The organism is Streptomyces bathyalis, from assembly GCF_015910445.1.
GTDB lineage: Bacteria > Actinomycetota > Actinomycetes > Streptomycetales > Streptomycetaceae > Streptomyces > Streptomyces bathyalis.
This window is the reverse complement of the sequence record NZ_CP048882.1, coordinates 3,434,179-3,460,432: the sequence shown is the minus strand read 5'-3', so window position 1 is coordinate 3,460,432 and position 26,254 is coordinate 3,434,179. Positions and strand designations below refer to the sequence as shown.

The following is a 26,254-nucleotide window of genomic DNA, read 5'->3' as shown; positions in this document are numbered from 1 at the left end:
CGGGGGTCCCGGTGGTTCAGCGGCTCGTTCGGAGTCGTCGAAGGAGAGCCGCCGACGACCTGGAGGGCGCCCCGCAGTTGGGGGCGCCCTGGACCTGGAGGCCGAACGGAACCGGCGCTTACAGTGCGAGCCACACCGCGGCGTCGGGCGCCAGGTAGCCGTCGTCGAGCTGCCGGCTCGCGAGCAGCACCTTGTGCTGCTGCGGAAGCCGATACGGCTCGGCCGAGAAGTTGACGACGCACGCGAAGTCCGGATCGCGGTTGAAGGCGAGCACTCCCTCGGGGGCGTCCCACCAGGTCAGGCTGCCCTCGCCGAGGGCAGGATGGGCGCGGCGCAGGTGCAGGGCGCTGCGGTAGAGCTCCAGCATCGATGCGTCGTCACCGGTCTGGATCTCGACGCTGTGCTCCTTCCAGTTCGCAGGCTGGGGCAGCCAGGGCTCGCCGGTGGCGCCTTCGGGGCTGAAGCCGAACGGCGCCGTCTCCCCGGACCACGGGATGGGCACGCGGCAGCCGTCCCGTCCGCGGTCGGTGTGCTCGGATCGCTCCCACATCGGGTCCTGAAGGACGTCGTCGGGCAGGTCCTCGACCTCCGGCAGGCCCAGTTCCTCACCCTGGTAGATGTAGGCGCCGCCGGGGAGGGAGAGCATCAGCAGGGCGGCCGCGCGGGCCCGCCGCACTCCGAGTTCGAGGTCCAGGGGGCCTTCGGGCCGGAAGCGCTCGTTGGCCACCCATTTCTTCGACTGGTCGCGGCCGAAACGGCTGGGAGGGCGCGCGACGTCGTGGTTGGAGAGCACCCAGGTGGCCGGTGCTCCGACCGAGCCGAGCGTGGCGAGCGAGTCGTCGATGACCGCCCGCAGCTGCTTGGAGCCCCAACTGGCCATCAGGAAATCGAAGTTGAACGTCGTGTGCAGACCGTCCCGCCGTACGTACGCGGCGAGCCGCTCCGGGGTCTCCGCCCATGCTTCCGCCACGAACGACCGGTCGCCGGGGAACTCATCGGCCACCCGACGCCACGCGCGGTATATGTCGTGCACCTCGTCGCGGTCCCAGTGCGGGTGAGCCACCCGTTCCCGAGGCGGCGGGCCGTCCGGGTCGACGCGGGGTGGCAGATCGGGCAGTTCGGGGTGCTTGATCAGGCCGTGCGCCACATCGATGCGGAACCCGTCCACTCCACGGCTGAACCAGAACCGCAGGATGTCCTCGAACTCCGCCCTGACCTCCGGGTGTTCCCAGTTGAGGTCCGGCTGCTCGGGGGCGAACAGATGCAGATACCACTGTCCGTCGGGCACCCGGGTCCAGGCCGGCCCCCCGAAGACCGACCTCCAGTCATTCGGCGGCTCGGCGCCTTCGGGGCCGCGCCCGTCCCGGAAGATGTAGCGATCCCGCTCGGGGCCGCCCGGCGGGTCGGACAGCGCGGCCCGGAACCACTTGTGCTGGTCGGAGGTGTGGTTCGGCACGATGTCGGGGATGACGCGGAGGCCGTACTGGTGCGCCTCCTCGATGAGTTCCTCGGCCTCGGCCACGGTGCCGAACTGCGGGTCGATCTCACGGAAGTCCGCGACGTCGTAACCGTGGTCGGCCATCGGCGACTTGTACCACGGGTTGATCCAAATGGCGTCGACACCCAGCGACTTGAGATACGGCAAGCGGGAACGAATGCCCGCGATGTCACCGACTCCGTCGCCGTTCCCGTCGGCGAAGCTGCGGATATAGACCTGGTAAATGACGGCACTGCGCCACCAGGGTGCGGTGCTTGACATGCTGTGCAGGCTCCTTCGAGTAGTGATCCGCGGAGAGGGCCGGTCTACTTCGCCGAACCGGAGGTGAGGCCGGAAACGATGCGACGCTGGAAGACGATCACCAGGACGACGAGCGGCAGGGTGACGAGCACGCCAGCCGCCATCTGGCTGCCGAACGGGACCTCGAAATCAGAGGCGCCGGTGAACTTGGAAACGGCGACAGGAGCTGTCTGCATGTCCTCCTTGTTCGTCATCGTCAAGGCGATGAGGAATTCGTTCCAGGCGATGATGAAGACGATGATCGCGGTGGTGAACAGGCCGGGCGCGGCAAGGGGAATGATGATCTTGCGGAACGCCTGGCCCCGCGTGCACCCGTCGACCATGGCCGAGTGCTCGAGTTCCTCCGGCATCTGCCGGAAGAAGGTCGTGAGGTTCCATACCGCGAGCGGCAGCGCGAAGGACATGCTGGGCACGATCAACGCCTGATAGGTGTTGATCCAGCCGAAGTCCGTGAACAGCTTCAGCAGCGGGACCACGATCGACACCACGGGAAACATCGAAGTGGCGATGATCACCGTGAGCACGACGCGCTTGAAGCGGAACCGGAGCCGCGCCATGGCGTAGGCGGTGAAGGTGGCAAGCACCAGAGCCACGGATGTGGTGACCCCGGCCACGACGATGCTGTTGATCATCGACTTGGTGAACGACTGGGACGGGTCGAAGACCGCGAGGTAGTTCTCAAGGGACGGGTGGCTGGGCAGCGGTGCGTTCTCGAAGATGTCCGAGGTGCGCCGCAGGCTGGACACCACCATCCAGTAGAACGGGGCCAGGCAGTAGGCGACGACGACGGCGACACCCACATACGGAAGCCACCTGCGGATCTTTGCCTGGAAGTTCATGCCGTCACCTCCGTGCGACGTCGCGTCAGCCACCGGCGGCGGCGCTTGGGGGTGGGGTCGTCGTCACGGACGAGATCGGTGCCCAGCAACCGGACAAAAGCCAGCGCGATCAGGAAGACATAGATGAAGAGGACCACCGCGTACGCCGCAGCCGGTCCGAACCGCACGTTCGACGCCTCGTCCTGGGCCAGCATCGACAACGTCTCCACCGATGCCTTCTTCGCGCCGATGAGGACGTAGGGAAGGTCGAACATCCGCAGCGCGTCCAGCGTCCGGAACAGCACGGCCACCAGCAGCGCGGGCTTCACCAGGGGCAGGGTGATGTTCCAGAACTGGCGCATTGCGGTGGCCCCGTCGATCCGTGCGGCTTCGTAGACCTCCTTGGGGATCACCTGGAGACCGGCCAGCACGAGCAGGCCGATGAACGGCGCGGTCTTCCACACCTCGGCGATGATGACCGCGACCTGGGCGTGGAATCCCTCCGTGGTCCACAGGATCTGCTCGCCGATGATCTTGTTGGCCACGCCGTCGCTGTTGAATATCCAGCGCCACAGGATCGCGGAAATGGCGGTGGGGATCGCCCACGGGATCAGGATGCTCGCACGGACCAGTGCCCGGCCCTTGAAGGCCTTGTGCATGATCAGCGCCATGGCCACACCGATCACCGTTTCCAGCGTGACCGTGGTGACGGTGAAGAACGAGGTGTTCCAGAAGGCGTTCCAGAATCGGGAGCCGGCCTCCCCGAAGATGTCGGCGTAGTTGGACCAGCCCACGAACGGTTCCGTCTTGCTGACGAATCCCGTCTTCGGGTCCAGACCCGCAGTGCCGTAGAGCGAATCCTTGAACGCCACGATCGTGGGGTAGAGCACGACGATCGTCAGCACCAGCAGTGTGGGGGAGACCAGCAGCGCGGCCATCCGCGCGGATCCCGACGTCGCCCCGGGCTGCCGGCGCCGGCGCTTGGCCGGCGCCGGCAGCCCGTCGGGCGAACTGCCGCCCGAGCGGTCGTGCGACGACTCATCCGCACTGGCTGTCGCACTGCCCCCGGGGTTATGCGTTTCCACCATGAGCGGGCCGCTCCTTACTGCTGCGCCGTGGGCTTCTGAAGAGCCTTCTGAAGGTCCTTCAGGGCCTCAGCACTGCTCTTCGTACCCGTCATGGCGGCGTAGGCCTCCTTCTGCATCGCACTGCTCGCGTCGCCGTAGTTGACGACTCGGGGACGCGGCTCGGCGGTCAGAATCGACTTCTTGAGCGTGGGCAGGTACGGGAACTGCTTCACCAGCGCCTTTTCGGTGTAGAGGCTCTCGTAGGGCGGCGCGAGAGAAGCCTCCTCGAGGGCGAACCGGGCCTTCTGCTCACTGGTGAAGAACTTCATGAAGTCGAGTGCCGTGGCCTTGTTCTTCGCCGAGGACGACAGAGCGACGTTGTGGCCGCCCAGACTTGAGGTGCCCGGCCCCTTCAGGCCAGGCAGAGGGGCCACATCGAACTTCCCCGCGACCTTGCTGGAACCGTCCTTCTTCGATGCGAGGGAGTGCACGTACGGCCAGTTCCGCATGAAGATCAACTTCCCACCCTGGAAGGCCTGCCGGCCTTGTTCCTCCTGGTAGGTGGTCGCTTCCTTGGGGATCGTCTTGTCCTTGACGGACTTGGCGAGGAAGTCCAGGCCCTTCTTCGCCTCGGGGGTGTCGAGGTTCGGCTTGCCCTTCGCGTCGAGCACCTCACCACCCGCGGAGTTCACGGCCTCGGAGAAGTTGACCGTCAGGCCCTCGTACTTCTGGTGCTGCCCGGCATAACAGTCCATGCCCTTGCCCTCGGACAGCTTCTTGACCTTGTCGCAGGCGTCCTGCATCTCCGCCCAGGTGGCCGGGGCCTTGTCGATGCCTGCCTTCTTCAGCAGGTCCTTGCGGTAGTAGAGCAGGCCGCCGTCCGAGGCGTGCGGTATCGAGTACTGCCCGCCCCGGTACTTCCCCGTCTCCACGACGGGCTTCATCATCTTGTCCAGCGGGAACTTGTTCTCGGGCAGCCGGTCGATCCACTGATGAGCCGCGAACTCCGAGGTCCACACGACGTCGAGGGACAGCACCGAATACGCGTCGGACTTCGTCTGCGCGTTCTGGATCATCTGCTGACGCTGCGCGTCGGCATCCGTGGGCAGCTCTACGAAGGTCACCTTTTCCTTCGGGTGCGCCTTGTTCCACTTGTCGAGCACCTTCTGGACGGACCCTCCGGCGTCCTTGCCGGCCACGTACTTGATGGGGCCGCGGCCCTTGAACGAGGGGTTCTTCTGAGCGGCGTCATCGCCACCGGACGATCCGCAGGCGGTGGTGGCCATGAGGCCGGCAAGGACGACGGCCGAGCACTGAACCGCCCTGGTAGCACTGGTCTTCACTCTGTCTCTCCTAACGGTGTGGAACCGGATCGGCCGGATCGCTCCGGCGCGCAGCCGCTGGCCGGTTCCGGCGAACGAGGGCGTGGTCCCCGCTGGGACGAAGGCGCACAGTTGTTGTCCGCCGATCGTCGGCGGTGCGAGCTCTGCGGGTGGGCGCAGCGATGACGGCGGCCCCGCTCCCGTTGTCACGGTTGCCCGGGCGGGTCACGTACGCGCAGAAGGTCTCGGTAAGTAGATCTCCACCGGCAACGTCCGATACAGGCCATCGACAGCCGAGCGGTCACTCCAGGTGCAGCACCTGGAGACCCTCTCGGGACTCGCTGCAGCCATGCGAATCTCATCCCTTCACCGGCCGCGCTCTCAGACGGTGTGCATGGACGCTCAAAACGGCCTGATAGAGGCGCTGTCATAGACGTGTTGAACGACCGAACTGCAGGTCAAAGCCATGAAGACGCACGCAACGCATGCATGGTGTTGACTACTTCAAGACAGCGCGTTCAACGTATGGATGCACATACGGGAAGTCAATGGGTGTCACGCAGGGATCTCTCGAACTTCTGCTGTGAAATGTCCGTTTTGGTGTGAGAAAAACCAAGCATTCAAAGGTTGAATCGTTGCGACCCTCCGTGGCAGCGCTGTCATCAGCTGCCGCTGAAAGGGGCTTCCCGTGCTAGCGTCCCCGTCATGCCACCAGCGCAACGGCACCCCACGATGGTCGATGTCGCCGTACGGGCCGGGGTCTCCCCTTCCACCGTCTCTCGCACGCTGCGCGGGCTCTCGACCGTCTCGCCCGAAGTCCGCGTCCGGGTCGAACAGGCAGCCCGCGAGCTGAACTTCGCGGTCTCCAGGCAGGCCGCCAGTCTGGCCACCGGCAAGACGGGGGTGGTAGCAGTACTCACGCCCGTTCTCAATTCGTGGTTCATGGGCTCTGCGTTGGACAGCCTGGCGCCGATACTGCGCGCGGCGGGCATGGATCTGCTCATGTACGTCACGCCCAACATGACCGAACGCGCCGACTTCTTCGAACGTCTCCCGGCCCGGCGGAACGCCGACGCCCTGCTGGTTTTCTCCTTCGACCTCACCGAGGAGGAGGGCGCGCGTCTGGACGACCTGGAGATCCCGGTCATCTACGTGAGCCAGCACGCCGAGGGACGAGCGAGCGTGTACATCGACGATGTCGCCGGGGGGCGCCGCGGCACGCAGTATCTGCTCAACCTCGGACACCGCCGTATCGCCTTCGTGAAAACGATCGGTCCCAGCGGGTTCAGCTTCAGCTCCAACGAACGGCTGACCGGCTACCGGCAGGCGCTCACCGAAGCGGGAATCCCCCTGGACGACAGTCTTGTGGTCACCGCCTCCAGCTTCGGCGACAAGCGAAGAGTCGTGGAGTCGGTCGGGCAGCTGCTCAGCCAGCGGCAGCCACCCACCGCGATCTTCGCCGAACAGGACCAAGCTGCCGTCTCGGTTCTCTGGACGCTGCGCAGGAGCGGCATCGACGTCCCCGAGCAGGTATCCGTACTCGGCTTCGACGACCATGAGATCGCCCGGTGGTCGGACCTGTCCACCATCGCCCAGTCGCCCACGGACATCGGACGTGTCGCCGGTGAACTGGTTCGTTCACTTGTCAGCGACAGCGATGCTGACCAAGGCCAGCACATCGTCCTGCCGACACGTCTGATCCTGCGGGGCAGTACGGCGCCGTTGTCGCGCGAGGAGACGCTGCCCCACAGTGGCGCGGACCCACTGGAGGCGGCGTCCCCCGCTCACGCCGACGACGGCTCCTGACGGTCGGTCGGCGAAAGAAGCGACCAGGCCGCGGAGGCTAGTCGTTGTCGTTGTGGAACTTCACGCCCCGCCAGTCGGTGACGCAGTCGCGGTCCATGAAGACCCAGCCCAGGTTCGAATCGCGCACGACGACCGCGGGGTTGGAGCCGTTGGTCGTGTACCGGTACTGCACCTGGGCCGCGGGCGTGCCGGCCGGGTCGCGCAGCGAACCGCTGTTGTAGTCGCTGGAGTCGTAGTAGTTGAGGTACGCGCCTCCCGAGCAGGCCGGGTCGACCGAGACGGCGCTGCCGTCCTCCGCCTCGTGGGCACGGGCGTTGAAGTCGGAGCCGAACGAGCGGCGGTGGCCTATGCGTTCCTTCGTCTCGGCGCTGCACGACTCGTCGGCCTTGCCCGTGGGCGAGCCGCTGAGCGCGCCCGGCGGCACCCAGGCACACAGGTTGTTGCCGCCGTAGTTGTGCCCGTAGTGGTAGTCGCTCTGCGCGGTCTCGTGCACATCGAAGGCGGTGCCGGCCAGGGCCGTGCCGACGAAGTAGCCGCACACCTTGTTCTGCAGCCAGGTTCCGGCCGGGACGGTGCCGTGGTTCTTGCAGGCCTCGGGCTTGGGGGAGTTGGCCTGGATGGTGTAGCGGTTCACGGCGGCCTCGGCGTCGGAGGACCAGATCGTGAGCGTGCTTCCGAGCGCGGTGATCAGGGCGCCCGCGAAGACGAGTTGGAGCTTCCTCTTGATGGTCATCGGTTTCTCTCTTCGAGTGTTCGGTTGTCCGGTTACGCCGGGCAGTCGAGACGGCTCGAAGTGCCCGGGGCTCGCATCGGCCCGCCGGATCCCGGTGCGCACCGTTCCGGCACCGCGCCCGCCCGCCGCGTGAGAACATGCGGGCGTTCCCGGAGCGCAGGGGCCGGTGTGAACCGCCGAAGTGCACGGAGGACGAGCCGGGTTGATTCTTCGGTCCCGCCGCCTGGCACCGCCACGGGTTGCGTGCGACGAGGGACACCGGGAGGCCCGCGAGCCTCTGACCGGCGAAGAGGGACGTGGATGAGGGAGGCAGGGACGTGCCCGAGCCAGGCAGACGCCCGCTGAAACCGCTGCCGGACGAACTCGGCGGCACTGTCAGAGACTTCACGGAGCAGCTGCGTGCCGTCTTCCGGGACAGGACGGAGCTGAACCAGCGCGAGCTCGCCGAGGCGCTCCATCTCACCAAGTCACCGGTCTCCCGCTACCTGAACGGCCAGGAGGTCATGCCCGCCGACACCTTCGCCGCCTTCTGCGATGTCGCCGGGCTGGCACCCCGGGAGCGGCAACGGCTGGGCAGGCTGCGCGAGCAGGCGGCGGAGGCCACCGAGCGCGAGAGGAACGCACCGGACGAGGCGGCGGAGCAGCCCGGGCAGGCCGGACAGCCCCGGCAGGCGGGACGCCGGGAGTCCCCGGCACCCTCCGTGTGGTGCCTGCCGGCCGGGCTCCACTCGCGCGCCGGGCTGGTCGCGCTGGTGGCCGCGGTCGCGGTCTGCGCGGGGACGTTCGCGGTGGTGTGGTCGGGCACCTCGGGGACGCCGGACCGCGCGGGGAGTTCCGCGAAAATGACGGCGGACGAGCCGGACAGCAGCGCGAGTTGCCGCATGACCCGCGTATACCGGGTGATGCGGGAAGGGGACATCCTCGACGCCGGCCGCAACGACATCGGGGACGTGCACACCGACGACATCTTCCGCCTGGACGAGGCTCCCGCTGGGCGCCCGTACCGCTTCCGCGACTACGGCCATGTCGCCGGCAGCCGTACGAAGGGCTACGTCGACCAGGCCAAGCTCAAGTCCCTCGGCAGCCGCTGCGTCGGCGAGGGCGGCTGAGCGGCCGGCTCCGCCGGGACGGTACCGGCCGGCACCCGGCAATGGCGGACGGGGTAACGGGCGTGGCCGCGCGGCCTGTTCGGGCAGCGAGCCCGCGCCGCGGCAGTCACCGGCGGACGGCCCAGTCGGGCGAAACCGCTGCGGCGGCGGCGAGCCTCAGCGGCGCCGCCGGGTGATGCCCGTTCACTCGGTCCATGTGGCATAAAAATCACATCATCCGCAAAACCGCCGTCTCCCTTGCCTCGATCACCCTGCTCACCGGCCTCGCCGCCGCCGACATGATTCCCGCGCACGCCGCGAGCGGACCGGCGGCCGGTCCGGCCCCGACGGCCACCCCCACTCCCACGGCCACCCCGACGGCCACCCCCACTTCCACGGCCACCCCGACGGCCACCGCGACCGCCACTCCCGGCGCCCGCAAGGGCTCCGTCTCCGGCAAGCGGCCGAAGCGCGACCCCAGCCCGTCCGGCGCCGAGATCTTCCAGGGCCAGGCCTTCGACACCTGCCACACCCCTTCTTCGTCCCTCATGCGCGCATGGGACGGCACCTCCCCGTTCGGTGCCGTAGGCGTCTACATCGGTGGCCGTGCCCGGGCGTGCCCCCACCAGCCGAACCTCAACACCTCCTGGATGCGCTCCGTGGACCGCATGGGATGGAAGGTGCTGCCCATCTACATCGGTTCGCAGTCGCCCTGCGTCGAGTCGACGCGCAAGGGCCGCTACTCGATGAGCCACACCGCGCCCACCCGGCGGGGCCTGCGCGAGGGACGCGACGCCGTGGCCGCGGCCAAGAAGCTGAGCATGGCCAGGCACAGCGCCATTTACCTCGACATGGAGTCCTACGACAACTCCTCGACGCGCTGCGCCGCCACCACGCTCCGCTTCATCCAGGGATGGAACCGCTCCGTGCGCGAGGCGGGCTACCTCCCCGGCTTCTACAGCAGCGCGAACTCCGGCATCGAGCACATGAACGGCGCGCGCAAGGCGGGCAGGAAGGATCTCCCCCACGCGCTGTGGTTCGCGGACTGGAAGGCGAAGGCGTCCGTGAAGAGCAACAAGTACATCGACGCGGGTGCCTGGCAGCCGCACCGCCGCATCCACCAGCACGACGGCAACGTGACCCGCACCTACGGCGGCCGCCGCCTGACCATCGACCGCAATCTCGTGGACGCACCCGTTGCCGTCGTCCCCTGACCCGCTGCCTGAACCGCTCGTCACGGCACGGCGCCCCGGACCCGGAGGCGCGCCCCTGAGGCACCCTGACCCCCGGGTACCCCCGGGGTCCACCCTGCGGAGGTGGAGCGGGCACCGCCTCTCCCCCCAGAGGCGGAGGCCGCTTCGGGACCTCGGGGCGATCCGCGGCGGCCCGCCCGCTCCTAGCGTTGAGCCATGACCACGCCTGGGACAGCCGGGAGGGCCCGAAGCGCCTCTCCGTCCGTGACGCCGCTGACGTTCACGTCATACGTGCGGGACCGCGGGCCGGTGCTGCTGCGCACCGCGCGCTCGCTCACAGCCAACCCCTGCGACGCCGAGGACCTGCTCCAGACGGCGCTCACCAAGACGTATCTGGCCTGGGAGCGGATCGAGGACCACCGCGCGCTCGACGGCTACGTTCGCAAGGCACTGGTGAACACGCGCACCTCGCAGTGGCGCAAGCGCCGCGTCGACGAGTTCGTGTGCGACGAGCTGCCCGAGCCCGAGCCGCAGCAGGGGCCCGACCCCGCCGAGGCGCAGGCGGTGCGCGACGCGCTGTGGCACGCCATCCTCAAACTGCCCGCCCGGCAGCGCGCGATGGTCGTGCTGCGCTTCTACGAGGACCTGAGCGAGGCGCAGACGGCCGCGGTGCTCGGGGTGTCCGTGGGAACGGTCAAGAGCGCCGTCTCCCGTGCGCTCTCGAAGCTCCGCGAGGACCCGCAGCTCGCGACGGACGTGCTGGGCGCCGAGGAGGACGAGCCGGCCGAGCCGGACCGGACCGCGGAGCCCGCTCATGAGGCGGTCGCGGCGGCCTGAGCAGTGCGGCCCGGGTGCCGCCCCGGTGCCGTCTCCGTGCGTCCGAGGTGCGGCAGAGCCGCGGCCGAGGAGACCCCGGCGCCCCCGGTGCGTGCCGCACCCCGCCCTGCCTTGAAGTTCTCGCCTCCGAGTAGTGACGTACCGCGCGGTATGCGTCCAGAATCGCAGCACCAGTACCCGTCCGTAACTCGGGGAGGCCCCAGGTGCTCAGCACAATGCAGGACGTACCCCTGCTCGTTTCACGCATCCTCCGTCATGGTTCGACCGTCCACGCGGAATCGACGATCACGACCTGGACGGGAGAGGGGGAGCCGCACAGGCAGAGCTTCGGGGAGACGGGTGAGCGCGCCGCGCGCTTCGCCCACGCGCTCCGCGACGAGCTGGGCATCGTGCGCGACGACCGCATAGGCACCCTCATGTGGAACAACGCCGAGCACGTGGAGGCGTACTTCGCCGTCCCCTCGATGGGGGCGATCCTGCACACCCTGAACCTCCGGCTGCCCACGGACCAGCTGGTGTTCATCATCAACCACGCCGCCGACCGCGTCATCGTGGTCAACGGCTCCCTGCTCCAGCTGCTCGCTCCGCTGCTGCCGTCCCTGGACTCGGTCGAGCACATCATCGTCGTCGGTCCCGGTGACACCTCCGTGCTCGAGGGCTGCCGCCAGTCCGTGCACGACTACGAGCAACTGCTGGAGGGCCGCCCCTCCACCTACGACTGGCCCGAGCTGGACGAGCGCGACGCCGCCGCCATGTGCTACACGTCCGGCACCACCGGCGACCCGAAGGGCGTCCTCTTCTCCCACCGCTCCATGTATCTGCACAGCATGCAGGTCAACATGACGCAGTCCATGGGCCTCACGGACGCCGACACCGCGCTGCCGGTCGTGCCGATGTTCCACGTCAACGCCTGGGGACTGCCCCACGCGACATTCATGACCGGCGTGAACATGCTGATGCCGGACCGCTTCCTGCAGCCCGGCCCGATCGCCGAGATGATCGAATCCGAACGCCCCACCTACGCCGCCGCCGTCCCGACCATCTGGCAGGGGCTGCTGAGCGAACTCGCCGAGAAGCCGCGCGACATATCGAGCCTGAAGCTGGTCACCATAGGCGGCTCCGCGTGCCCGCCGGCGATGATGCGGGCCTTCGAGGAGGACCACGGCGTGCGCGTCTGCCACGCCTGGGGCATGACGGAGACCTCGCCTCTGGGCACCTTCGCCCACCCGCCGGCCGGGCTCAGCGCGGAGGACGAGTGGCCCTACCGCATCAGCCAGGGCCGCTTCCCCGCCTCCGTCGAGCCCAGGCTCGCGGCACCGGACGGCACCTTCGCGCCCTGGGACGGGAAGTCGCCGGGCGAGCTGGAGGTTCGCGGCCCCTGGATCACCAGCGCCTACTACGGCGGCGCGACCGGCGAACCCCTGCGCCCCGAGGACAAGTTCAGCCCCGACGGCTGGCTGCGCACGGGCGACGTCGGCGTGATCACCCCCAACGGCTATCTGACGCTCACCGACCGCGCGAAGGACGTCATCAAGTCCGGCGGCGAGTGGATCTCCTCCGTCGAGCTGGAGAACGCGCTCATGGCGCACGAGGCCGTCGCCGAGGCGGCGGTCGTGGCGGTGCCGGACGAGAAGTGGGGGGAGCGCCCGCTGGCCACCGTCGTCCTCAAGGAGGGCGCGGAGAACGTGGGTTATGAGGAACTGCGTGCCTTCCTCGCCGAGCGCATCGCACGCTGGCAGGTGCCGGAGCGATGGGCGCTCATCCCTGCCGTGCCGAAGACGAGCGTCGGCAAGTTCGACAAGAAGGTGCTGAGGGGGCAGTTCGCGGCGGGAGAGCTGGACGTCACCCGGCTCTGAGACGGACGAACGGGGCCGGTCCGGGAACGACGCGCTCGGACCGGCCCGGCGGGCACGGACGCGAAAGGCCCGTGCCCGCCCGGGTCAACGCGCGGAGATCATGTTCGGAACGGGACGCTCACTGCGCGCCGATCTTGGACAGCATGTCCACGATGCGCTGCTGAACCGCGTCGCTCGTCGACCGCTCCGCGAGGAAGAGCACGGTCTCGCCCGTCGCCAGCCGCGGCAGGTCCGCCGGGTTCATGTCGGCGGAGGTGTAGATGACGAACGGCGTGCGGCTCAGCAGCCTGTTCACGCGCAGCCAGTCGATGATCCCGGCACGCCGGGTACTCACCTGCATCGCGTCCATCACGACGAGGTTGGGCCGCATCTGCGCCGCCACGTTGACGGCGACCTCATCCGTCTGCGCGTGCGCGACCTGGATCCCGCGCCTCTCCAGCGACGCCGCCAGCGCGCCCGCGATCGGCGGCCGCTCCTCGACCAGCAGCACACGCGGCGGGTGCTGCTCGCTGTCGCGTGGGGCGAGGGCCTTGAGGAGGACGGCCGGGTCGGCGCCGTAGGCCGCTTCGCGCGTCGCCTGCCCCAGCCCCGACGTGACCATCACCGGCACCTCGGCCGCGACCGCCGCCGTACGCAGCGACTGCAGCGCGGTGCGCGTGATCGGGCCGGTGAGCGGGTCCACGAACAGAGCGGCGGGACGGGCCGCGATCTGCGCCGCGACCTCCTCGCGCGAATGCACGATGACGGGACGGTAGCCGTGCGACGAGAGCGCGTGCTGCGTCGCGGCGTCCGGTTCCGGCCACACCAGCAGCCGCCGCGGATTGTCCAGCGGCTCGGGCGGCATCTCGTCGTCCGCCTGGCGCGGCACGGGGAATCCGCGTCCGTCGGTCAGCTCGACCGGGCTGTTCGGGCCGTCCAGCGGCTCCGGGCCCTCGGCGGTGCCCGCCGCCGGGGCGCCGATGGTGAACTCGCGCGCCGGGGGCGGATTCCCGTGACCCGGCGCCGGTCCCCTTCGGCCCTGCGTCTGCCTCCCGGTGGGCTGCTGCCCGCCGGCCTGCCCGCCGCCCTGGTCCGGCGCCGCCAGCTTGCGACGCCTGCCCTGACCCGGCGGCGTCGACGGAGTGGACGGTATGGCCGTCGCCGGCGCGGGCGCGTGCGCCTGATGGGGCGAGGGCACCGGTGCGCGGGTCGCGGAGTGCCCGTAGGACTGCGGACCGCCGGGCCTCTCCGTCATTCCCGGCGTGACGGGGACGCCCTGGCCGAGCGTCTGCACGCGGTGGTGTCCCGTCTCGTACGACGCCTGCTCCTCGGCACTCGGTGCGCCGGGCATCGGCAGGCCGCGCGGCTGCTGCGGAATGTTCTGCGGCAGCGGACCGCCGCCCAGGATGGGGCTGGCGGCGACCACCTGGTGCTCCACCGCCTGCTGCTCGCCCTGCCCGGCCTCCTGCTCGGTCTGCGGGGCGCTCTGCTGTGCCGGAACCTGCTGGGCGGGGACCTGCTGCGGCACGGCACCGTTCTGCTGTGCGGCCGCCGCGCCCTCGTCGGCTGCCGGGGCCGCACCGTTGCTGCCGGGCTGCGGCTGACCGGGCGCCGCCGCGAACTGGACGCCCTGCTGGCCGGTTTCGCCCTCTGCTCGCGCGAGCCTGCGCGCCCTGCGGCCCCCGGCCTGTGCGGAACCGTCGTCGCCCTGGCCGTGCTGGGCCTGCTGTGCCTCCGCCGGCTGCGGCTGACCCGGCTGTTCCTGTGCGGGGCGGCGTCCCCTCCGGCCCGTCCCCGGCTGAGCCTGCTGCGCGGGCAACGGCTGTGCGCCCGCGGCCTCTTCGGCCTGTGCGGGCTGAGTCTGCATGCCGGCGCCGTCCGTACCGGCCGGGGGCGGCGAGAGCGTTCGCCGCGAGCGGCGGCCCGCGCCGGCCTGCTGCGGCACCGTCATACCGGCCGCCTCCGCACCCGCGGCCGCGTCACCGGCTGCGGCCTGCTGCTCCTGCTGCGCCTCGGCGGGGCTGGGACGGCCGCGGCGGCGGCCGGTCGGCGTCCCCTCGTCCTGCTCCTGCGTGTGCCGTGCCTGGAACTGGTCGGGGATACCCGCTGCGGGCGGCGCGTCCGAGACGTCGCCCGTGCCCGTCCACGGCCCCGCGGGCTGGTCCGCCGGCGCCTCCGTGCCGCGCACGGGCTGCGCGGGCACCGGCATCACCGTGGTCTCGTTCCCCTCGCGGCCGCGCTGAGCGGACCCCTCGCCCGTGGCACCGGCCCGGTCACCACCGGCAGCCGACTCGGCGGCGCCCGCGGTGTCAGCCTTGAGGGGCACTTCGAGCACGTACGCGCTGCCGCCCGCGCCCGGCACCTCGTGCGTCTGCAGCACACCGCCGTGCCGCTCGACCGTGCCGCGGACGATCGGCAGATGCACCGGGTCGCCGCCGCCGTAGGGGCCGCGCACCTCGATCCGTACGACGTCACCGCGCTGGGCCGCGGCGACCACGATCGTGTTGTCGACGCCCGGCGTCACCACGAGGGTGTTGCCCGTCGCGTCCACGCCGGCCACGTCCGCGATCAGATGCGCCAGCGCGGTCGTCATCCGCTCGCCGTCCACCTCGGCCTCGATCGGCGGCGCGTGCACCACGAACTGTGCGCGCCCCGGCCCGATCAGCTCGACCGCGCCCTCGACGCCGTTCGCCACGACCGAGTCCAGGGACGTCATCTCGCGGCGCAGCTTCTCCCGGCCCGCGTCGAGGCGCTGATAGCCGAGCACGTTGTCCACGAGCGTCGTCATGCGCGCGTAGCCCGCCGCCAGGTGGTGAAGGATCTGGTTGGCCTCGGGCCACAGCTGCCCGGCGGGGTCGGCGGCCAGCCCGGACAGCTCGTCGCGCAGCTGGTCCAGCGGCCCGCGCAGCGAGTCCTGCAGTACTGCCAGCAGCTGCTCGTGCCGCGCGGCCAGCGATTCCTGGGCACGCCGGTCGCTGAAGGTCACCACGGCGCCGACCAGCTGCTCGCCGTCGCGCACGGGTGCCGTCGTGATGTCGACGGGCACCGCCTGCCCGTCCTTCGCCCACAGCACATGACCGGCGCGCACCCGGTGCTTGCGCCCCGACTTGAGGGTGTCGCTGAGGGTGGTCTCCTCGTACGGGAGCGGATTCCCGTCCGGACGGGAATGCAGCAGCAGCGAGTGCAGGTCCTGACCGCCGAGGTCGCCTGCGCGGTAGCCGAGGATCTGCGCCGCCGCCGGGTTGACGAGGACGATCACGCCGTTGGTGTCCACGCCGATGACGCCCTCGGACGCGGCGCGCAGGATCATCTCCGTCTGGCGCTGCTGGCGGGCGAGTTCGGCCTCGGTGTCGAGGGTGCCGGTGAGGTCCCGCACGACGAGCATCAGCAGCTCATCGCCCGTGTAGGAGTTGCCGCTGCCGGGGCCGTGATCGGCGAAGGCCGCCTCGAAGGCGGAGGCGTAGGGCGTGCGCCCGTCCTCCAGGTTCGCGCTGGTGACCTCGACGTTGAACTCGCTGCCGTCGGTGCGCCTCGCGACCATGCGGGTCGGCAGCTGGCGCTGCTCCAGCTCTGCGGCGGCCTCGTCCGGCCTGCGCATGGAACCCGGGATCCGCTTCGCATCGAACTCGGGCAGCAGATCGAGCAGCCCTCGTCCCACCAGTGCGGTGCCGGGAGCCTCGAACGCTTCGAGCGCGATGGTGTTTGCGTTCACCACCGTGCCGTTGCAGTTGACCAGCAGCAACGCATCAGGCAGTGCGTCGAGTATGGCGGCGAGACGAGCAGCGCCTCGGGATGGCCTGCTGCTCACGACGGAATTTCCTCCCTGCTGACACATGGTGCGGGTGACCGGTCGCCCGGCCCTCTGCGTTCGGTCACGGCTGCCAGTGTGCCGCCGACCCCGGGCGTGCCACCAGAGGGGAGTCTACGGCCAGCGGGCATATACGCGGCCAGTGCTGTACGGAGTGCACAAGAGAGGGGTGCATACGGGACGACGGGCGCCTCCCGGGCGCTGCCGCGGGCCCGTGCTCCCCCTCGCTGCCCGCCCCGTTGCTCCTCGGGGCGATCTTCCAGGTACCGGTCAGGTTCTCGGTCAGGCACCGGGGCACGTGCCGTGCCGTACCGGCCGCGCGGGCCGTCGGCCGGAGCGCGGATCATTCCCGGTCACCGGCGGTCGGTGCCGCGAATCGCTTTGCCCGCCGGTGCCGGGACCGAGTACGGTAGGGGTCGATTGGAGACAGCCCGTGAGGCTGTGCCATCATCGGCACGCACCGCTCCGTCAGGTCGCGGTCGTGCGGGGAGGCTTCGCCTAGTCTGGTCTATGGCGCCGCACTGCTAATGCGGTTTGGGGATAACCCCCCATCGAGGGTTCAAATCCCTCAGCCTCCGCTTCCGATCTCCAAGATCGCCGAAACCCCGGCTCTCGTGGCCGGGGTTTCGTGTGTGCCGGGAAGGGCTTCGGGAAGGGGGCGCGAGGCTTGTCCCGTGAGGGCGTCGAAAGGGCCTTTTCGCAGCTCAGAGTGGGTGCGGAGAACAGATTTCGCCTCTGGGCGCCGTTCATGTAATGTTGTTCCCGCAACATCGCAGGGTTGATCAACAGCCCACGTGTCAAGCGCTCGTAGCTTAACGGATAGAGCATCTGACTACGGATCAGAAGGTTGCAGGTTCGAATCCTGCCGAGCGCGCACAGGTCAGAAGCCCCTTGGAATCATCCAAGGGGCCTTTGCTTTGACCGTTGACATCATCGATTGACAGCAACCGCCACAGAGCGGGCTTCAGACGACTGCTGGAGCCGCGTCGGGGTCGCCGTCCTCGTCTTCCTCGTTGCCCATGTCGCGCACGTTGTCCACGAGTCGAAGGACCCTGGGGGACCGTTCGCGGCCATGCCGGAGTCGCCGCCGCTGCAGCCCGTTCAAGAGGGCAGGGGCGTGTGCACTCCAAGGCGGTCTTGCACAGCGGCAGTTCAAGTTCGGGCACGTGGACGCCGCGGATGCGAGCTGGCTCGTTCCTGGACGACCATGTCCGGTTGAGCGCGTCGCGAGGGCGTGAGCACTTCGTGACGATGCGGCGGCGCATCCGGCCGTCCGGCAAGGTCCGTGCGGCACGCGAGTTGACGGCGCGTGCCCGGGAGATTGCTGCGATGAAGGGACGGCCGGCCTGACATACCCCCCCGGACGTCGGGACTCCGGGGGACACGGCAGGGGACTTGCCGCCACGGCATCGCGACCCACCGCGCGTGGGCCTGCCACAGCATCGCGACCCAGCGCCCGTGCGCCTGCCGCAGCACCCGTATGGCCGTGTCCCGCGGGCGCCCGGCGGCATGCAGGGTGATCGTGAGAGGGCGGAGCAGCCCATCGGCTCAGCGGCACGACCCTCGGCGGGCCGCCGTGCGCCTACGGGCAGGACCTGCACTCCTGGCTCGGACGAGGGCTGCGCAGCGGGTTCTGGAGAATTTCCGGGTGCTACTCGGTCTGGAAAGGTCAGGTGCCTGGATGGACGTCACGGGAAGCCGGTCGAGGCGGGACGGTGCCGCGGGGCGTGGCGACCGGGGAGGGGCTCCTCAGCATTCCCGGCAACCCGGCACGGGGGGGGTGATGGTTGGTGACGGACTACGCGTTCCGCCTGTTCGTCGCTGGGCAGTCTGAGCGGTCCAGCGCTGCCGAGTCGAATCTGCGTGCCCTTGCCGAGACCCGACTGCCGGGTGGGTACGAGATGGAAGTGGTGGACGTGGTGGATCGGCCCGGGCTGGCGGAGGAGCAGCGGATCCTGGCCACGCCGACCGTGGTCAGGCTTCGGCCGTTGCCGCAGTTGCGGGTGGTCGGGGACCTGTCCGACCCCCCGAGAGTCGCGAACGCGCTGGATCTGCCTGGTGAGTCGCAGGAATTCCGGGAGGAGAAGGAGGCGGGCGGTGCTTGAGGCCGACGCGATCGAGCGGGTTCCCACCGGGATCAACGGGTTCGACCAGGTGGCGATAGGCGGACTGCCGGCACACAGGCCGACTCTGGTCACCGGCACGACCGGCAGCGGTAAGACGATCTTTGCCGGGGAGTTCCTCGCCCGCGGGATCGCGAAATACGACCAGCCGGGAGTGTTCGTCACTTTCGAGGAGACGCCGGATGCGATCCGCCGCAACTTCGTCTCGCTGGGCTTTCCGATCGAGCAGTGGGAAGCCGAGGGGAAGTGGGCGTTCGTCGACGCCGCCGAGAGCAAGGACGAGGAAGCCGCCGTCGTCGGAGCCTACGATTTCGGCGCGCTGCTGTCCCGCATCGAGCACGCGGTCCACCGGATCGGCGCCTCCCGGGTGGTACTGGACTCGCTGGGGGCCGTGTTCGCCCGGTTCGCCGACCCCGGGATCGTCCGCCGGGAGAGCTACAGGCTCTCTTCCGCGCTGACCTCGCTCGCAGTCACCTCAGTCATCACGGCCGAGCGGAACAGCGAGTACGACGGCGTATCGCGGTACAGGGTCGAGGAGTTCGTCGTCGACAACGTGATCGTCTTGCGCAATGTGCTGCTCCAGGAGCGCCGGCGCCGGACCGTCGAGATCGTCAAGCTCCGCGGTGCCCCGCACCGCACGGGCGAATGGCTGTTCACCATCGACCCGCGCGAAGGGTTCGTTGTCATCCCCCTCGCTTTCCTCGGTATGCCGTCCACGACCGCCGCCAGTACCCGCGTGTCCTCGGGTAACGCCGGGCTGGACCGGATGTGCGGTGGCGGGTTCTACCGGGACGCCATCGTCCTGCTGTCCGGGCCCTCCGGGTCCGGCAAGACACTGACCAGTCTGAAGTTCCTGGAGGCCGGTGTCGCAGAGGGAGAGCGCTGCCTGGGGTTCACCTTCGACGAGACCCGCGAGCAGATGCGGCGCAACGCCGCCGGCTGGGGAATCGACCTGGAGGCCATGGAGGAAGGCGGCCAGCTGCAGGTGGTGTGCGACTACCCGGAAGTGGCCTCCTTGGAGGACTACTTCATCCGGATCCGGCGGGCCGTGATGGATTTCCAGCCCCAGCGCCTGGTCATCGACACCCTGTCCGCACTGGAACGCATCGCCACACCGAGGGCGCTCCTCGACCTGGTGATCGCGCTGGGCGCGGTCGTACGCGAGCACCGCATCACCACGCTGCTCACCTCCGCCCCCACCAGCCGCTTCACACCTGTGGAGACACCTTCGATCGCGCGTGAACTGGCCAGCCTCACCGACGTCACCATCGCACTGCGGTACTTCCAGAACGCCGGGATGATCAAGCGCACCGTAGCCGTCGTGCAAAACCGCGGCTCCGCCCACGACGAGGCCGTGCGCCAGGTCAGCATCGACTCGGACGGCATGCACATCGGCGCCCCGGTCGCCACCCTCGACGACATGGAAGCCGTCGGCCTGGACGCGCCACCGTGGCCGGGCGTCATCGGCGATGACATCTGAGCGGCGCACCCCCATGGCGAGAGACAGGCCCGGAGCCGGGACCAGCGGACTCGGAAGCGACCTCATCGACCTGGTCATCTCCGCGTCCGCCGACGGGGTCATCGCAGTGGACGATCAGGGGATCGTCCGGCTGTGCAATCCAGCCGCGACGGAGCTCTTCGGCCGCCCCGCCGAGGATCTTCTGGACACGCCGTTCGGCTTCCCGATCGTGGACGGCCAGGCGACAGACGTGGAGCTGAGGCAGCCCGGGGGCGGCGTCAGGGTTGTCGAGATGCGCGTCAGCGCGACCACCGCGAACGGCGCTCCGCTGTCCGTCGTCTCGCTGCGGGACGTGACGTCGCGATGGCTCGCCTTCCAGCGGCTGCTGCTGCCGACGCTGCCGGACCTGTCCCCCCTCCAGACGGCCGTCGTCTACCGGCCCGCCGCCGAGCAGCTGGGCGGTGACTGGTATGACGCGCTCCCGCTGCCCGGCGGCGCCGTCGGCGCCGTCATCGGTGACGTCGCCGGGCACAGCCTGCAAGCCGCCGCCGCGATGGCCCAGATCCGCAACATGCTGCGCGCCTTGTTCTACGACCGGCCTTCCGCGCCCGGCTCGGTGCTGGCCACACTCGACCGGACGCTGCACGCGATCAACGAGAACCCCGTCACCACCGCATGCGTGGCCTGCATCGAGCCGAGCGGCGACGGCTGGCAGCTTCGGTGGAGCAGCGCGGGCCATCTCCCGCCCCTGCTGCTCACCCCCGTCGGCGCGGCCGAGTACCTGCACACCGAGCCCGGCCTGCCGCTCGGCGTCGATCCCGGCCGGCCCCGCTTCGCCGGCACGCGGTCCCTGCCCGAAGGCGCCACGATGATCTTCTTCACCGACGGGCTGGTGGAACGCCCGGGCCAGTCCATCGACGTGGGCCTGACCTCCCTGGCCGCCATCGCCGGCGGCAGCGCCCACCTGCCGCTGGACGAGCTGTGCCGGACCCTCGCTGATCAGCACCTCGGGGACGACCACGACGACATCGCCATCCTCGCCCTGCGACTGCCCGCTCAGCCCCACGACGGAAGCTCTGCGCGATAGCAACGCGTCCGATGGGCGCTGCCTTCGGAGACAGCACCCGGCCTTCCGGCGCCGTGCGAGCGCTCAGGCGACGGGCGGATCCGCGAGCCGCACAGCGACTGAATGGCACGGCCCCTGTGACGCAGCCCTGACCCCCATCCATTGGGGTGAGGTGTCCGGCCGGTTCGTTGCTTCGATCCGTTCTGGTAGTTATGCCGGGATAGTCGTTCGCCGAAGGGAGGGGCATCCGGTGGAGCAAGGTCGAAGGCCGGGTCGCCGGGTTGATGTGGACCTCTCGGAGGGGTTCGGTGAGCGGTTGCTGGGGCAGTTGCTGGACCGGGCTCACGAGATGCCGGCGCATCTCATCGCTCCGCTGGTGGCCGAGGAATGCGCCAAGGTCGGTGGCCGGGACGTCTCCATCTACCTTCAGGACTACGAGCAGTTGATGCTGGCGCCGCTGCCGGGCCGTGGACTCGTCCACGGTGACGCGTTGCCCATCGACGGCTCACACGCGGGTCAGGCATTCCTCAGCAAGCGCGTGGTCGAAGAGTGGCTGGCGGAGGCCGTGCGCCTGTATCTCCCCTTGCTGGACGGCAGCGACGTGGTGGGCGTCATGGCCCTCACCCTGGACGCGGTCGAGGAGGACGACCGGAGGCTGCTGCGGAGGCTGTCCGGTCTGGTCGCGGACATCGTGGTCACCAAGAGCAGCTACACCGACCAGTTCTTCAAGGCTCGGCGTCGTGGCAAGTCGTTGACCGTGGCGGCGGAGATCCAGTGGTCGCTGCTGCCTCCGCTGTCGATGAACACCCCGCAGGTGTCCCTGGCCGGCGCCTTGGAACCCGCCCACGAGATCGCCGGGGACAGCCTGGACTACGCCCTCAACGACAACGTCCTGCATCTGGCGATCATCGACGCCATGGGCCACGAGCTGAGTGCGGCCGTGCTGGCGACCGTCGCCATCGGCGCCTACCGTCACGCCAGGCGTGCCGAGATCGGGCTCGCGGAGCTCTATTCCTTCATGGACAGAGCTGTCGACGCGCAGTTTGGGCCGGAGCAGTTCGTGACGGCCCAAATGCTGCGCCTGGACGTGGAAACCGGCCAGCTGCAATGGGTCAACGCGGGCCACCCGTCGGCACTGCTCATCCGGGGTCACCGGGTCATCCGGAAGCTGGAGGGTCCGACCACGCTGCCGGTCGGCTTCGGCGGCGCCGAACCGCAGGTCTCCACCATTCAACTGACCAAGGGCGACCGGGTGATGTTCTACACCGACGGCCTCACCGAGGAACACCGGATCGGCGGGGAACCGTTCGGCGAAACACGCATGATCAACACCATCGAGCGCACCGGACCGCTCTGCGACGGAGTGGCCCAGATGGCACGGGAGTTGTCCCAGTCCCTGATGCGGGAGCGGGGCGGGACCACCAGCGACGACGCGACGCTCTTCCTCATCGAATGGCACGGCGGCAGCGCCGACCACCTCGCCGTCCCGGACCTCTGACGTCCCGCCTCCGGATGACCACGAACTCCCGGCCCCGCACTGCCGGGTCCCGGCCGTTGTCAACGATGTGGAGCGCAGGCCGGGTAGGCACGCGGCGCATTTCCGGGTCACGGTGGGGCTCTCACGAGGGCGTCCGCGTCCTCGGTCCGCCGGGGCCGCGCGTCAAGGCGGGGGCGGCGGGAGTCCGTTGGGCGGTGAGGACGACGTTCACGGCTCCGGTTCCGTGGGGCCGTGGAGAGCGCACTCCGCTCCCGTCGCCATGGCCCAGTACCGGTCTCCGTACGACCAGTGCCACCACTCCGTGGGGTAGTTGACCAGTCCGGCGGTGCTCAGCGCCGCTCCCAGTAGGTCCCGGTGGCGGCGGGCCTCCTCGCTGATGTTCCCCGCCTGCGTGTAGCAGGCACCCGAACTCTCCTCGGGAGTGGCGTTCATGCGCGTGCCCAGGTCGAGTTCATGGCCGTCGGCGTCGGCCAGCGTGAGATCGACGGCGGCGCCGGCGCTGTGGGGTGCCAGCTCCGGTGGAGAGACGTAGCGGCTGGCCGCCGACCGCAATTGCTCGGCGGACCACTCCGGATGGGCCGCGCACAGTCGCGCCGCGTAGTCCTCGAAGTAGCGGCGCTGCAGGGCCGGCGGCCGGTACCCCTCGACGAACAGCAGCCGGAACCCCTGGGGCAGCGACGCCTCCGCCCTCAGCAGCCGGTCGAGGACGCCGCGGCGCACCTTGGCGAAGTCGCCGGCCGAGTCGTGTCTGCGCCCGTCGACCAGCAGTTCGCTCTCCCGTCGTACGTCCACGAGCCGTTCGCCACTGTCTGCGACGGGAACGGCCGCGACTCTCGGGTCGGACATCAGGATGACGCCGGTCATGGCGCGATCATCTCGCGTGCGCCCGTACCGCCGTGCCCGTTCTTCCCCATTCATCTCAGCGCCCGCGCGCCCCTCGTGAACCGGAAGATGACATCGTGGGAGGTCTATTGCCTGACCGGGAGAAGTCCTGCACAGTTCGCCCCATGCGGAACCTTCCACTCTTCCCAGTGTCGTTGGTCGGCAGCTATGCCCAGCCCGAGTGGCTCATCGACCGGGCGAGACTGGCCGACCGGTTCCCTCCGCGGGTCCGCGCCCGTGAGCTGTGGCGGCCGGACCAGGAGTATCTGGCCGAGGCGCAGGACGACGCCACGCTGCTCGCCATCCGCGCGCAGGAGCGAGCGGGCCTCGACGTCATCACCGACGGCGAGATGCGGCGGGAGAGCTACTCCAACCACTTCGCCACCGCGCTGGAAGGCGTGGACATCGACAACCCCGGCGAGGCGCTGGACCGTAGCGGCCACCCGAACCCGGTCCCTCGTGTAGTGGGTCCGATCCGGCGGCCCGAGCCGGTCCAGGCCGACGACGTGCGCTTCTTGCGTGCCAACACCGACCGCGTCATCAAGGTCACCGTGCCGGGCCCGTTCACGATGTCGCAGCAGGCGCAGGACGACCACTTCGGCAGCCGCGAGGCGATGGCCATGGCCTACGCCGAGGCAGTCAACGCCGAGGTGCACGACCTCTTCGCCGCAGGTGCCGACATCGTGCAGCTCGACGAGCCGTACATGCAGGCGCGTCCCGAGCCGGCGCGCGAGTTCGGCCTGAAGGCGCTGAACCGGGCGCTGGAGGGCGCACCGGGAACCACCGCCGTGCACATCTGCTTCGGCTACGCGGCGATCATCCACGAGCGGCCCTCGGGCTACTCCTTCCTGCCCGAACTCGCCGACTGCGCCTGCGATCAGGTCTCGATCGAGACCGCACAGTCCGGTCTCGACACCTCGGTGCTCAAGCACCTGCCGGACAAGACGGTCATCCTCGGCGTCATCGACCTCTCCGACCATGCCGTGGAGAGCGCCGAGACCGTGGCGGCCAGGGTCAGGCGCGCGCTGCCGCACGTGAATCCGGAGCGCATCGTCGTCGCGACGGACTGCGGCATGAAGTACCTGCCGCGGCAGTCCGCCGAGGGGAAGCTCCGCGCGATGGCCGATGCCGCGGAGATCCTGCGTGCCGAGGCGATCGGCTAGATGTATTGACCTGATGCGTTGTTCACACGGGCGCTACGGGGACCCGGACCGCCCGCGCTGCCGGGGCCGCCGCGCGAGCGGCCCCTGACCGTGGTGTTCCCTGCCCAACTGGTGCCGCTTAGGGTGGCGTTCGCCCCGGCCTCGTCGAGCGTGCGTTTTCGTCGCCGTCACACCCCGCGTCCGCGCCGCGGTCCTGGGCCTCTTGGCGGCGCGTCCAGCGAACTCCGGTCTGCGCGGCCGGAGTCCGGGGCGCGGCTAGCCGGCCGCCTTGTGCGTCGCGGCGCTCCGGAACCCCGTGTACGTGTACGGGTTGTCCAGCACCTCCGTCTCGGGGATGTCCGGGTTCATGCCCTGCCGCCACGCCTCGTCCCCGAGCGCCCCGCGCAGATGGTCGACGGTGGCCTCGACGGTGCGGCGGACGGCCGGGAGGTCGACGTCGACGAGCCGGTGGTCGTGCTTGACCACCCGGCCGTCGACCATGACCGTGTGGACGTCAGCGCGCTGGGCCTGGAACGCGACGTGCCCGTACGGGTTGAGGACCGGGAACATGACCGGTGAGTGGTCGTTCTTGATGAGCACGACGTCGGCCTTCTTACCGGGCTCGAGACTGCCCACCTTGTCCTCCAGCCCGAGGGCCTTCGCTCCCCCGCGGGTCGCCCACTCGACGACCTGTTCGGCGCGCAGGCGGCAGTGCGTGACCGTGTCTCCCACCGCGTGCGCTTCCAGGTGTTCGCGTGCGCGGTCGGCTCCGAGTGTCGAGCGCATCGCGGAGAAGAGGTCGCCGCTCCACCAGGCGCTGGTGTCCATGGACAGCGCGACGGGTATGTCGTGCGCCCTCAGCACCCACGTGGGCGGGTAGCCCTGACCGCAGCTCTGCTCGCTCTCGGTGGACACCGACACCGTTCCTCCGCTGGCGGCGATGCGGTTGTAGGAGTCGGCGCTCAGTGTCGCCGCGTGCACGTAGACGGTGCCGGGGGTCATGAACCCGTGGTCGTGCATCAGGCGGATGCTGTCGTCGTTGGTCGCCCCCCACACGCCGGCGTGCGTCGTCACCGGGGCGCCCAGCTCGCGCGCCACCTCGAACGCGGCCCGCTCGGGGAACTCCGGATCGCCCGTCACGTCGAAGGCCATCTGGAAGCCCAGCATGTCGCTGCCGCCGAACCGCCTCTCGACGAATGCGCGGAACTCCGGCTTAGCCGACCAGTCCCACGGCGCGGCCTGGATGTTGCCGTAGGCCAGTACGAACCGCCCGGGCACGGCCTCCAGGGCGTCGACGGCGGCCTCGGCGTGATCGGTGGTCTGCAGCCCGTGCGACCAGTCGACCGTGGTGGTGACCCCGGCATCGAGCGACTCGACGGCCGACAGCAGGTTCCCTGCGTATATGTCCTCGGGCCGGAAGAGCTTGCCGTGTTCGAGGTAGTACCAGACGAAGTACTGCGTCAGGGTCCAGTCCGCGCCGTACCCGCGCATCGCGGTCTGCCACATGTGCCGGTGGGTGTCGACCATGCCGGGCATCACGATGCCGTCGGCGGCGTCGATCTCGACGGTGCCCTCGGGGACCTCCAGCCGTCTTCCGACGGCCTTGATGCGCTCGTCGATCACGAGCACGTCCGCGTCGGTGAGCACCGACCGGCGCTCGTCCATCGTGAGCACGGTGCCGTGACGGAAGACGACGGCACGTTCTGACGGGAACATCCGCTGAGGCGAACCGCCGGTTGTCATGTTCGTCCCCTCCAACTCTGTGCACGCGTACGGGGG

At 69.6% G+C, this 26,254-nt stretch carries 19 protein-coding genes and 2 tRNA genes; 13 read left to right on the top strand and 8 right to left on the bottom strand.

Annotated features, from left to right (window positions below; all coding sequences use genetic code 11):
• Positions 1-118: 118 nt before the first annotated feature.
• The 4 genes from G4Z16_RS15030 to G4Z16_RS15015 are packed head-to-tail and all read right to left on the bottom strand — an operon-like array spanning position 119 to position 5,026.
• Positions 119-1,759 (bottom strand): glycoside hydrolase family 13 protein, encoded by a 1,641-nt coding sequence (locus tag G4Z16_RS15030; RefSeq protein ID WP_197351280.1) that lies wholly within the window; start codon positions 1,757-1,759, stop codon positions 119-121.
• 44 nt (positions 1,760-1,803) lie between these two features.
• Positions 1,804-2,637, bottom strand: coding sequence for a carbohydrate ABC transporter permease (locus G4Z16_RS15025; RefSeq protein ID WP_197351279.1), 834 nt, complete (start codon positions 2,635-2,637; stop codon positions 1,804-1,806).
• Positions 2,634-3,704: a carbohydrate ABC transporter permease gene (locus tag G4Z16_RS15020; RefSeq protein WP_197351278.1), complete on the bottom strand. Its 1,071-nt coding sequence runs from the start codon at positions 3,702-3,704 to the stop codon at positions 2,634-2,636. Before G4Z16_RS15020 ends, G4Z16_RS15025 begins: the two co-directional genes overlap by 4 nt.
• Before the next feature lie 14 nt (positions 3,705-3,718).
• Positions 3,719-5,026: an ABC transporter substrate-binding protein gene (locus tag G4Z16_RS15015; RefSeq protein WP_246530866.1), complete on the bottom strand. Its 1,308-nt coding sequence runs from the start codon at positions 5,024-5,026 to the stop codon at positions 3,719-3,721.
• Between the two features lie 684 nt (positions 5,027-5,710).
• Between G4Z16_RS15015 and G4Z16_RS15010 the strand changes: the two genes are divergently transcribed.
• Positions 5,711-6,811 (top strand): LacI family DNA-binding transcriptional regulator, encoded by a 1,101-nt coding sequence (locus tag G4Z16_RS15010; protein ID WP_343070824.1) that lies wholly within the window; start codon positions 5,711-5,713, stop codon positions 6,809-6,811.
• Between the two features lie 37 nt (positions 6,812-6,848).
• On the opposite strand, the gene G4Z16_RS15005 is transcribed toward G4Z16_RS15010, so the two are convergent.
• Positions 6,849-7,544, bottom strand: a complete 696-nt coding sequence (locus tag G4Z16_RS15005) for a hypothetical protein (protein WP_197351277.1) — start codon at positions 7,542-7,544, stop codon at positions 6,849-6,851.
• Positions 7,545-7,861: 317 nt separating this feature from the next.
• On the opposite strand from G4Z16_RS15005, the gene G4Z16_RS15000 reads away from it, so the two are divergent.
• From G4Z16_RS15000 to G4Z16_RS14985, 4 genes are all read left to right on the top strand, one after another.
• Entirely contained in the window at positions 7,862-8,653 is a 792-nt protein-coding gene (locus G4Z16_RS15000) for a helix-turn-helix domain-containing protein (RefSeq protein WP_197351276.1), read from the top strand.
• A 194-nt stretch (positions 8,654-8,847) separates the two neighbouring features.
• Complete coding sequence (locus G4Z16_RS14995; protein ID WP_246530865.1) at positions 8,848-9,846, top strand: glycoside hydrolase domain-containing protein; 999 nt, start codon at positions 8,848-8,850, stop codon at positions 9,844-9,846.
• A gap of 195 nt (positions 9,847-10,041) precedes the next feature.
• A complete protein-coding gene (locus tag G4Z16_RS14990; RefSeq protein WP_197351275.1) occupies positions 10,042-10,662 on the top strand; it encodes a SigE family RNA polymerase sigma factor in 621 nt (206 codons plus the stop codon).
• Between the two features lie 203 nt (positions 10,663-10,865).
• Positions 10,866-12,518, top strand: a complete 1,653-nt coding sequence (locus G4Z16_RS14985; protein ID WP_197351274.1) for a long-chain fatty acid--CoA ligase — start codon at positions 10,866-10,868, stop codon at positions 12,516-12,518.
• Positions 12,519-12,636: 118 nt separating this feature from the next.
• Here G4Z16_RS14985 and G4Z16_RS14980 read toward each other — a convergent pair whose 3' ends face one another.
• Complete coding sequence (locus tag G4Z16_RS14980; protein ID WP_197351273.1) at positions 12,637-16,305, bottom strand: PAS domain-containing protein; 3,669 nt, start codon at positions 16,303-16,305, stop codon at positions 12,637-12,639.
• A 487-nt stretch (positions 16,306-16,792) separates the two neighbouring features.
• On the opposite strand from G4Z16_RS14980, the gene G4Z16_RS14975 reads away from it, so the two are divergent.
• From G4Z16_RS14975 to G4Z16_RS14945, 7 genes are all read left to right on the top strand, one after another.
• Positions 16,793-16,883: transfer RNA gene (locus tag G4Z16_RS14975), tRNA-Ser, on the top strand.
• Between the two features lie 223 nt (positions 16,884-17,106).
• Positions 17,107-17,179 (top strand) — tRNA-Arg (locus G4Z16_RS14970).
• A 305-nt stretch (positions 17,180-17,484) separates the two neighbouring features.
• The gene (locus G4Z16_RS14965) at positions 17,485-17,655 is read left to right on the top strand and encodes a hypothetical protein (protein ID WP_197351272.1); all 171 of its coding nucleotides are present in this window, start codon (positions 17,485-17,487) and stop codon (positions 17,653-17,655) included.
• A gap of 440 nt (positions 17,656-18,095) precedes the next feature.
• Positions 18,096-18,410: a circadian clock KaiB family protein gene (locus tag G4Z16_RS14960; protein ID WP_197351271.1), complete on the top strand. Its 315-nt coding sequence runs from the start codon at positions 18,096-18,098 to the stop codon at positions 18,408-18,410.
• Positions 18,403-19,908 (top strand): circadian clock protein KaiC, encoded by a 1,506-nt coding sequence (gene kaiC / locus G4Z16_RS14955; RefSeq protein WP_197351270.1) that lies wholly within the window; start codon positions 18,403-18,405, stop codon positions 19,906-19,908. The genes G4Z16_RS14960 and kaiC overlap by 8 nt, the downstream gene beginning before the upstream one ends.
• A 13-nt stretch (positions 19,909-19,921) precedes the next feature.
• A complete protein-coding gene (locus G4Z16_RS14950) occupies positions 19,922-20,974 on the top strand; it encodes a SpoIIE family protein phosphatase (protein WP_207794547.1) in 1,053 nt (350 codons plus the stop codon).
• Positions 20,975-21,203: 229 nt separating this feature from the next.
• On the top strand, positions 21,204-22,451 hold the full coding sequence (locus tag G4Z16_RS14945) for a PP2C family protein-serine/threonine phosphatase (RefSeq protein WP_246530864.1): 1,248 nt from the start codon (positions 21,204-21,206) through the stop codon (positions 22,449-22,451).
• 207 nt (positions 22,452-22,658) lie between these two features.
• Here the strand turns inward: G4Z16_RS14945 and G4Z16_RS14940 are convergent, their stop codons facing one another.
• Positions 22,659-23,315 carry a M15 family metallopeptidase gene (locus G4Z16_RS14940; protein WP_197351268.1) on the bottom strand — a complete coding sequence of 219 codons (657 nt, stop codon included), beginning with the start codon at positions 23,313-23,315 and terminating at the stop codon, positions 22,659-22,661.
• Between the two features lie 143 nt (positions 23,316-23,458).
• On the opposite strand from G4Z16_RS14940, the gene G4Z16_RS14935 reads away from it, so the two are divergent.
• On the top strand, positions 23,459-24,496 hold the full coding sequence (locus G4Z16_RS14935; protein WP_197351267.1) for a uroporphyrinogen decarboxylase family protein: 1,038 nt from the start codon (positions 23,459-23,461) through the stop codon (positions 24,494-24,496).
• Between the two features lie 255 nt (positions 24,497-24,751).
• Here the strand turns inward: G4Z16_RS14935 and G4Z16_RS14930 are convergent, their stop codons facing one another.
• Positions 24,752-26,218: an amidohydrolase family protein gene (locus tag G4Z16_RS14930; RefSeq protein WP_246530863.1), complete on the bottom strand. Its 1,467-nt coding sequence runs from the start codon at positions 26,216-26,218 to the stop codon at positions 24,752-24,754.
• Positions 26,219-26,254: the final 36 nt, after the last annotated feature.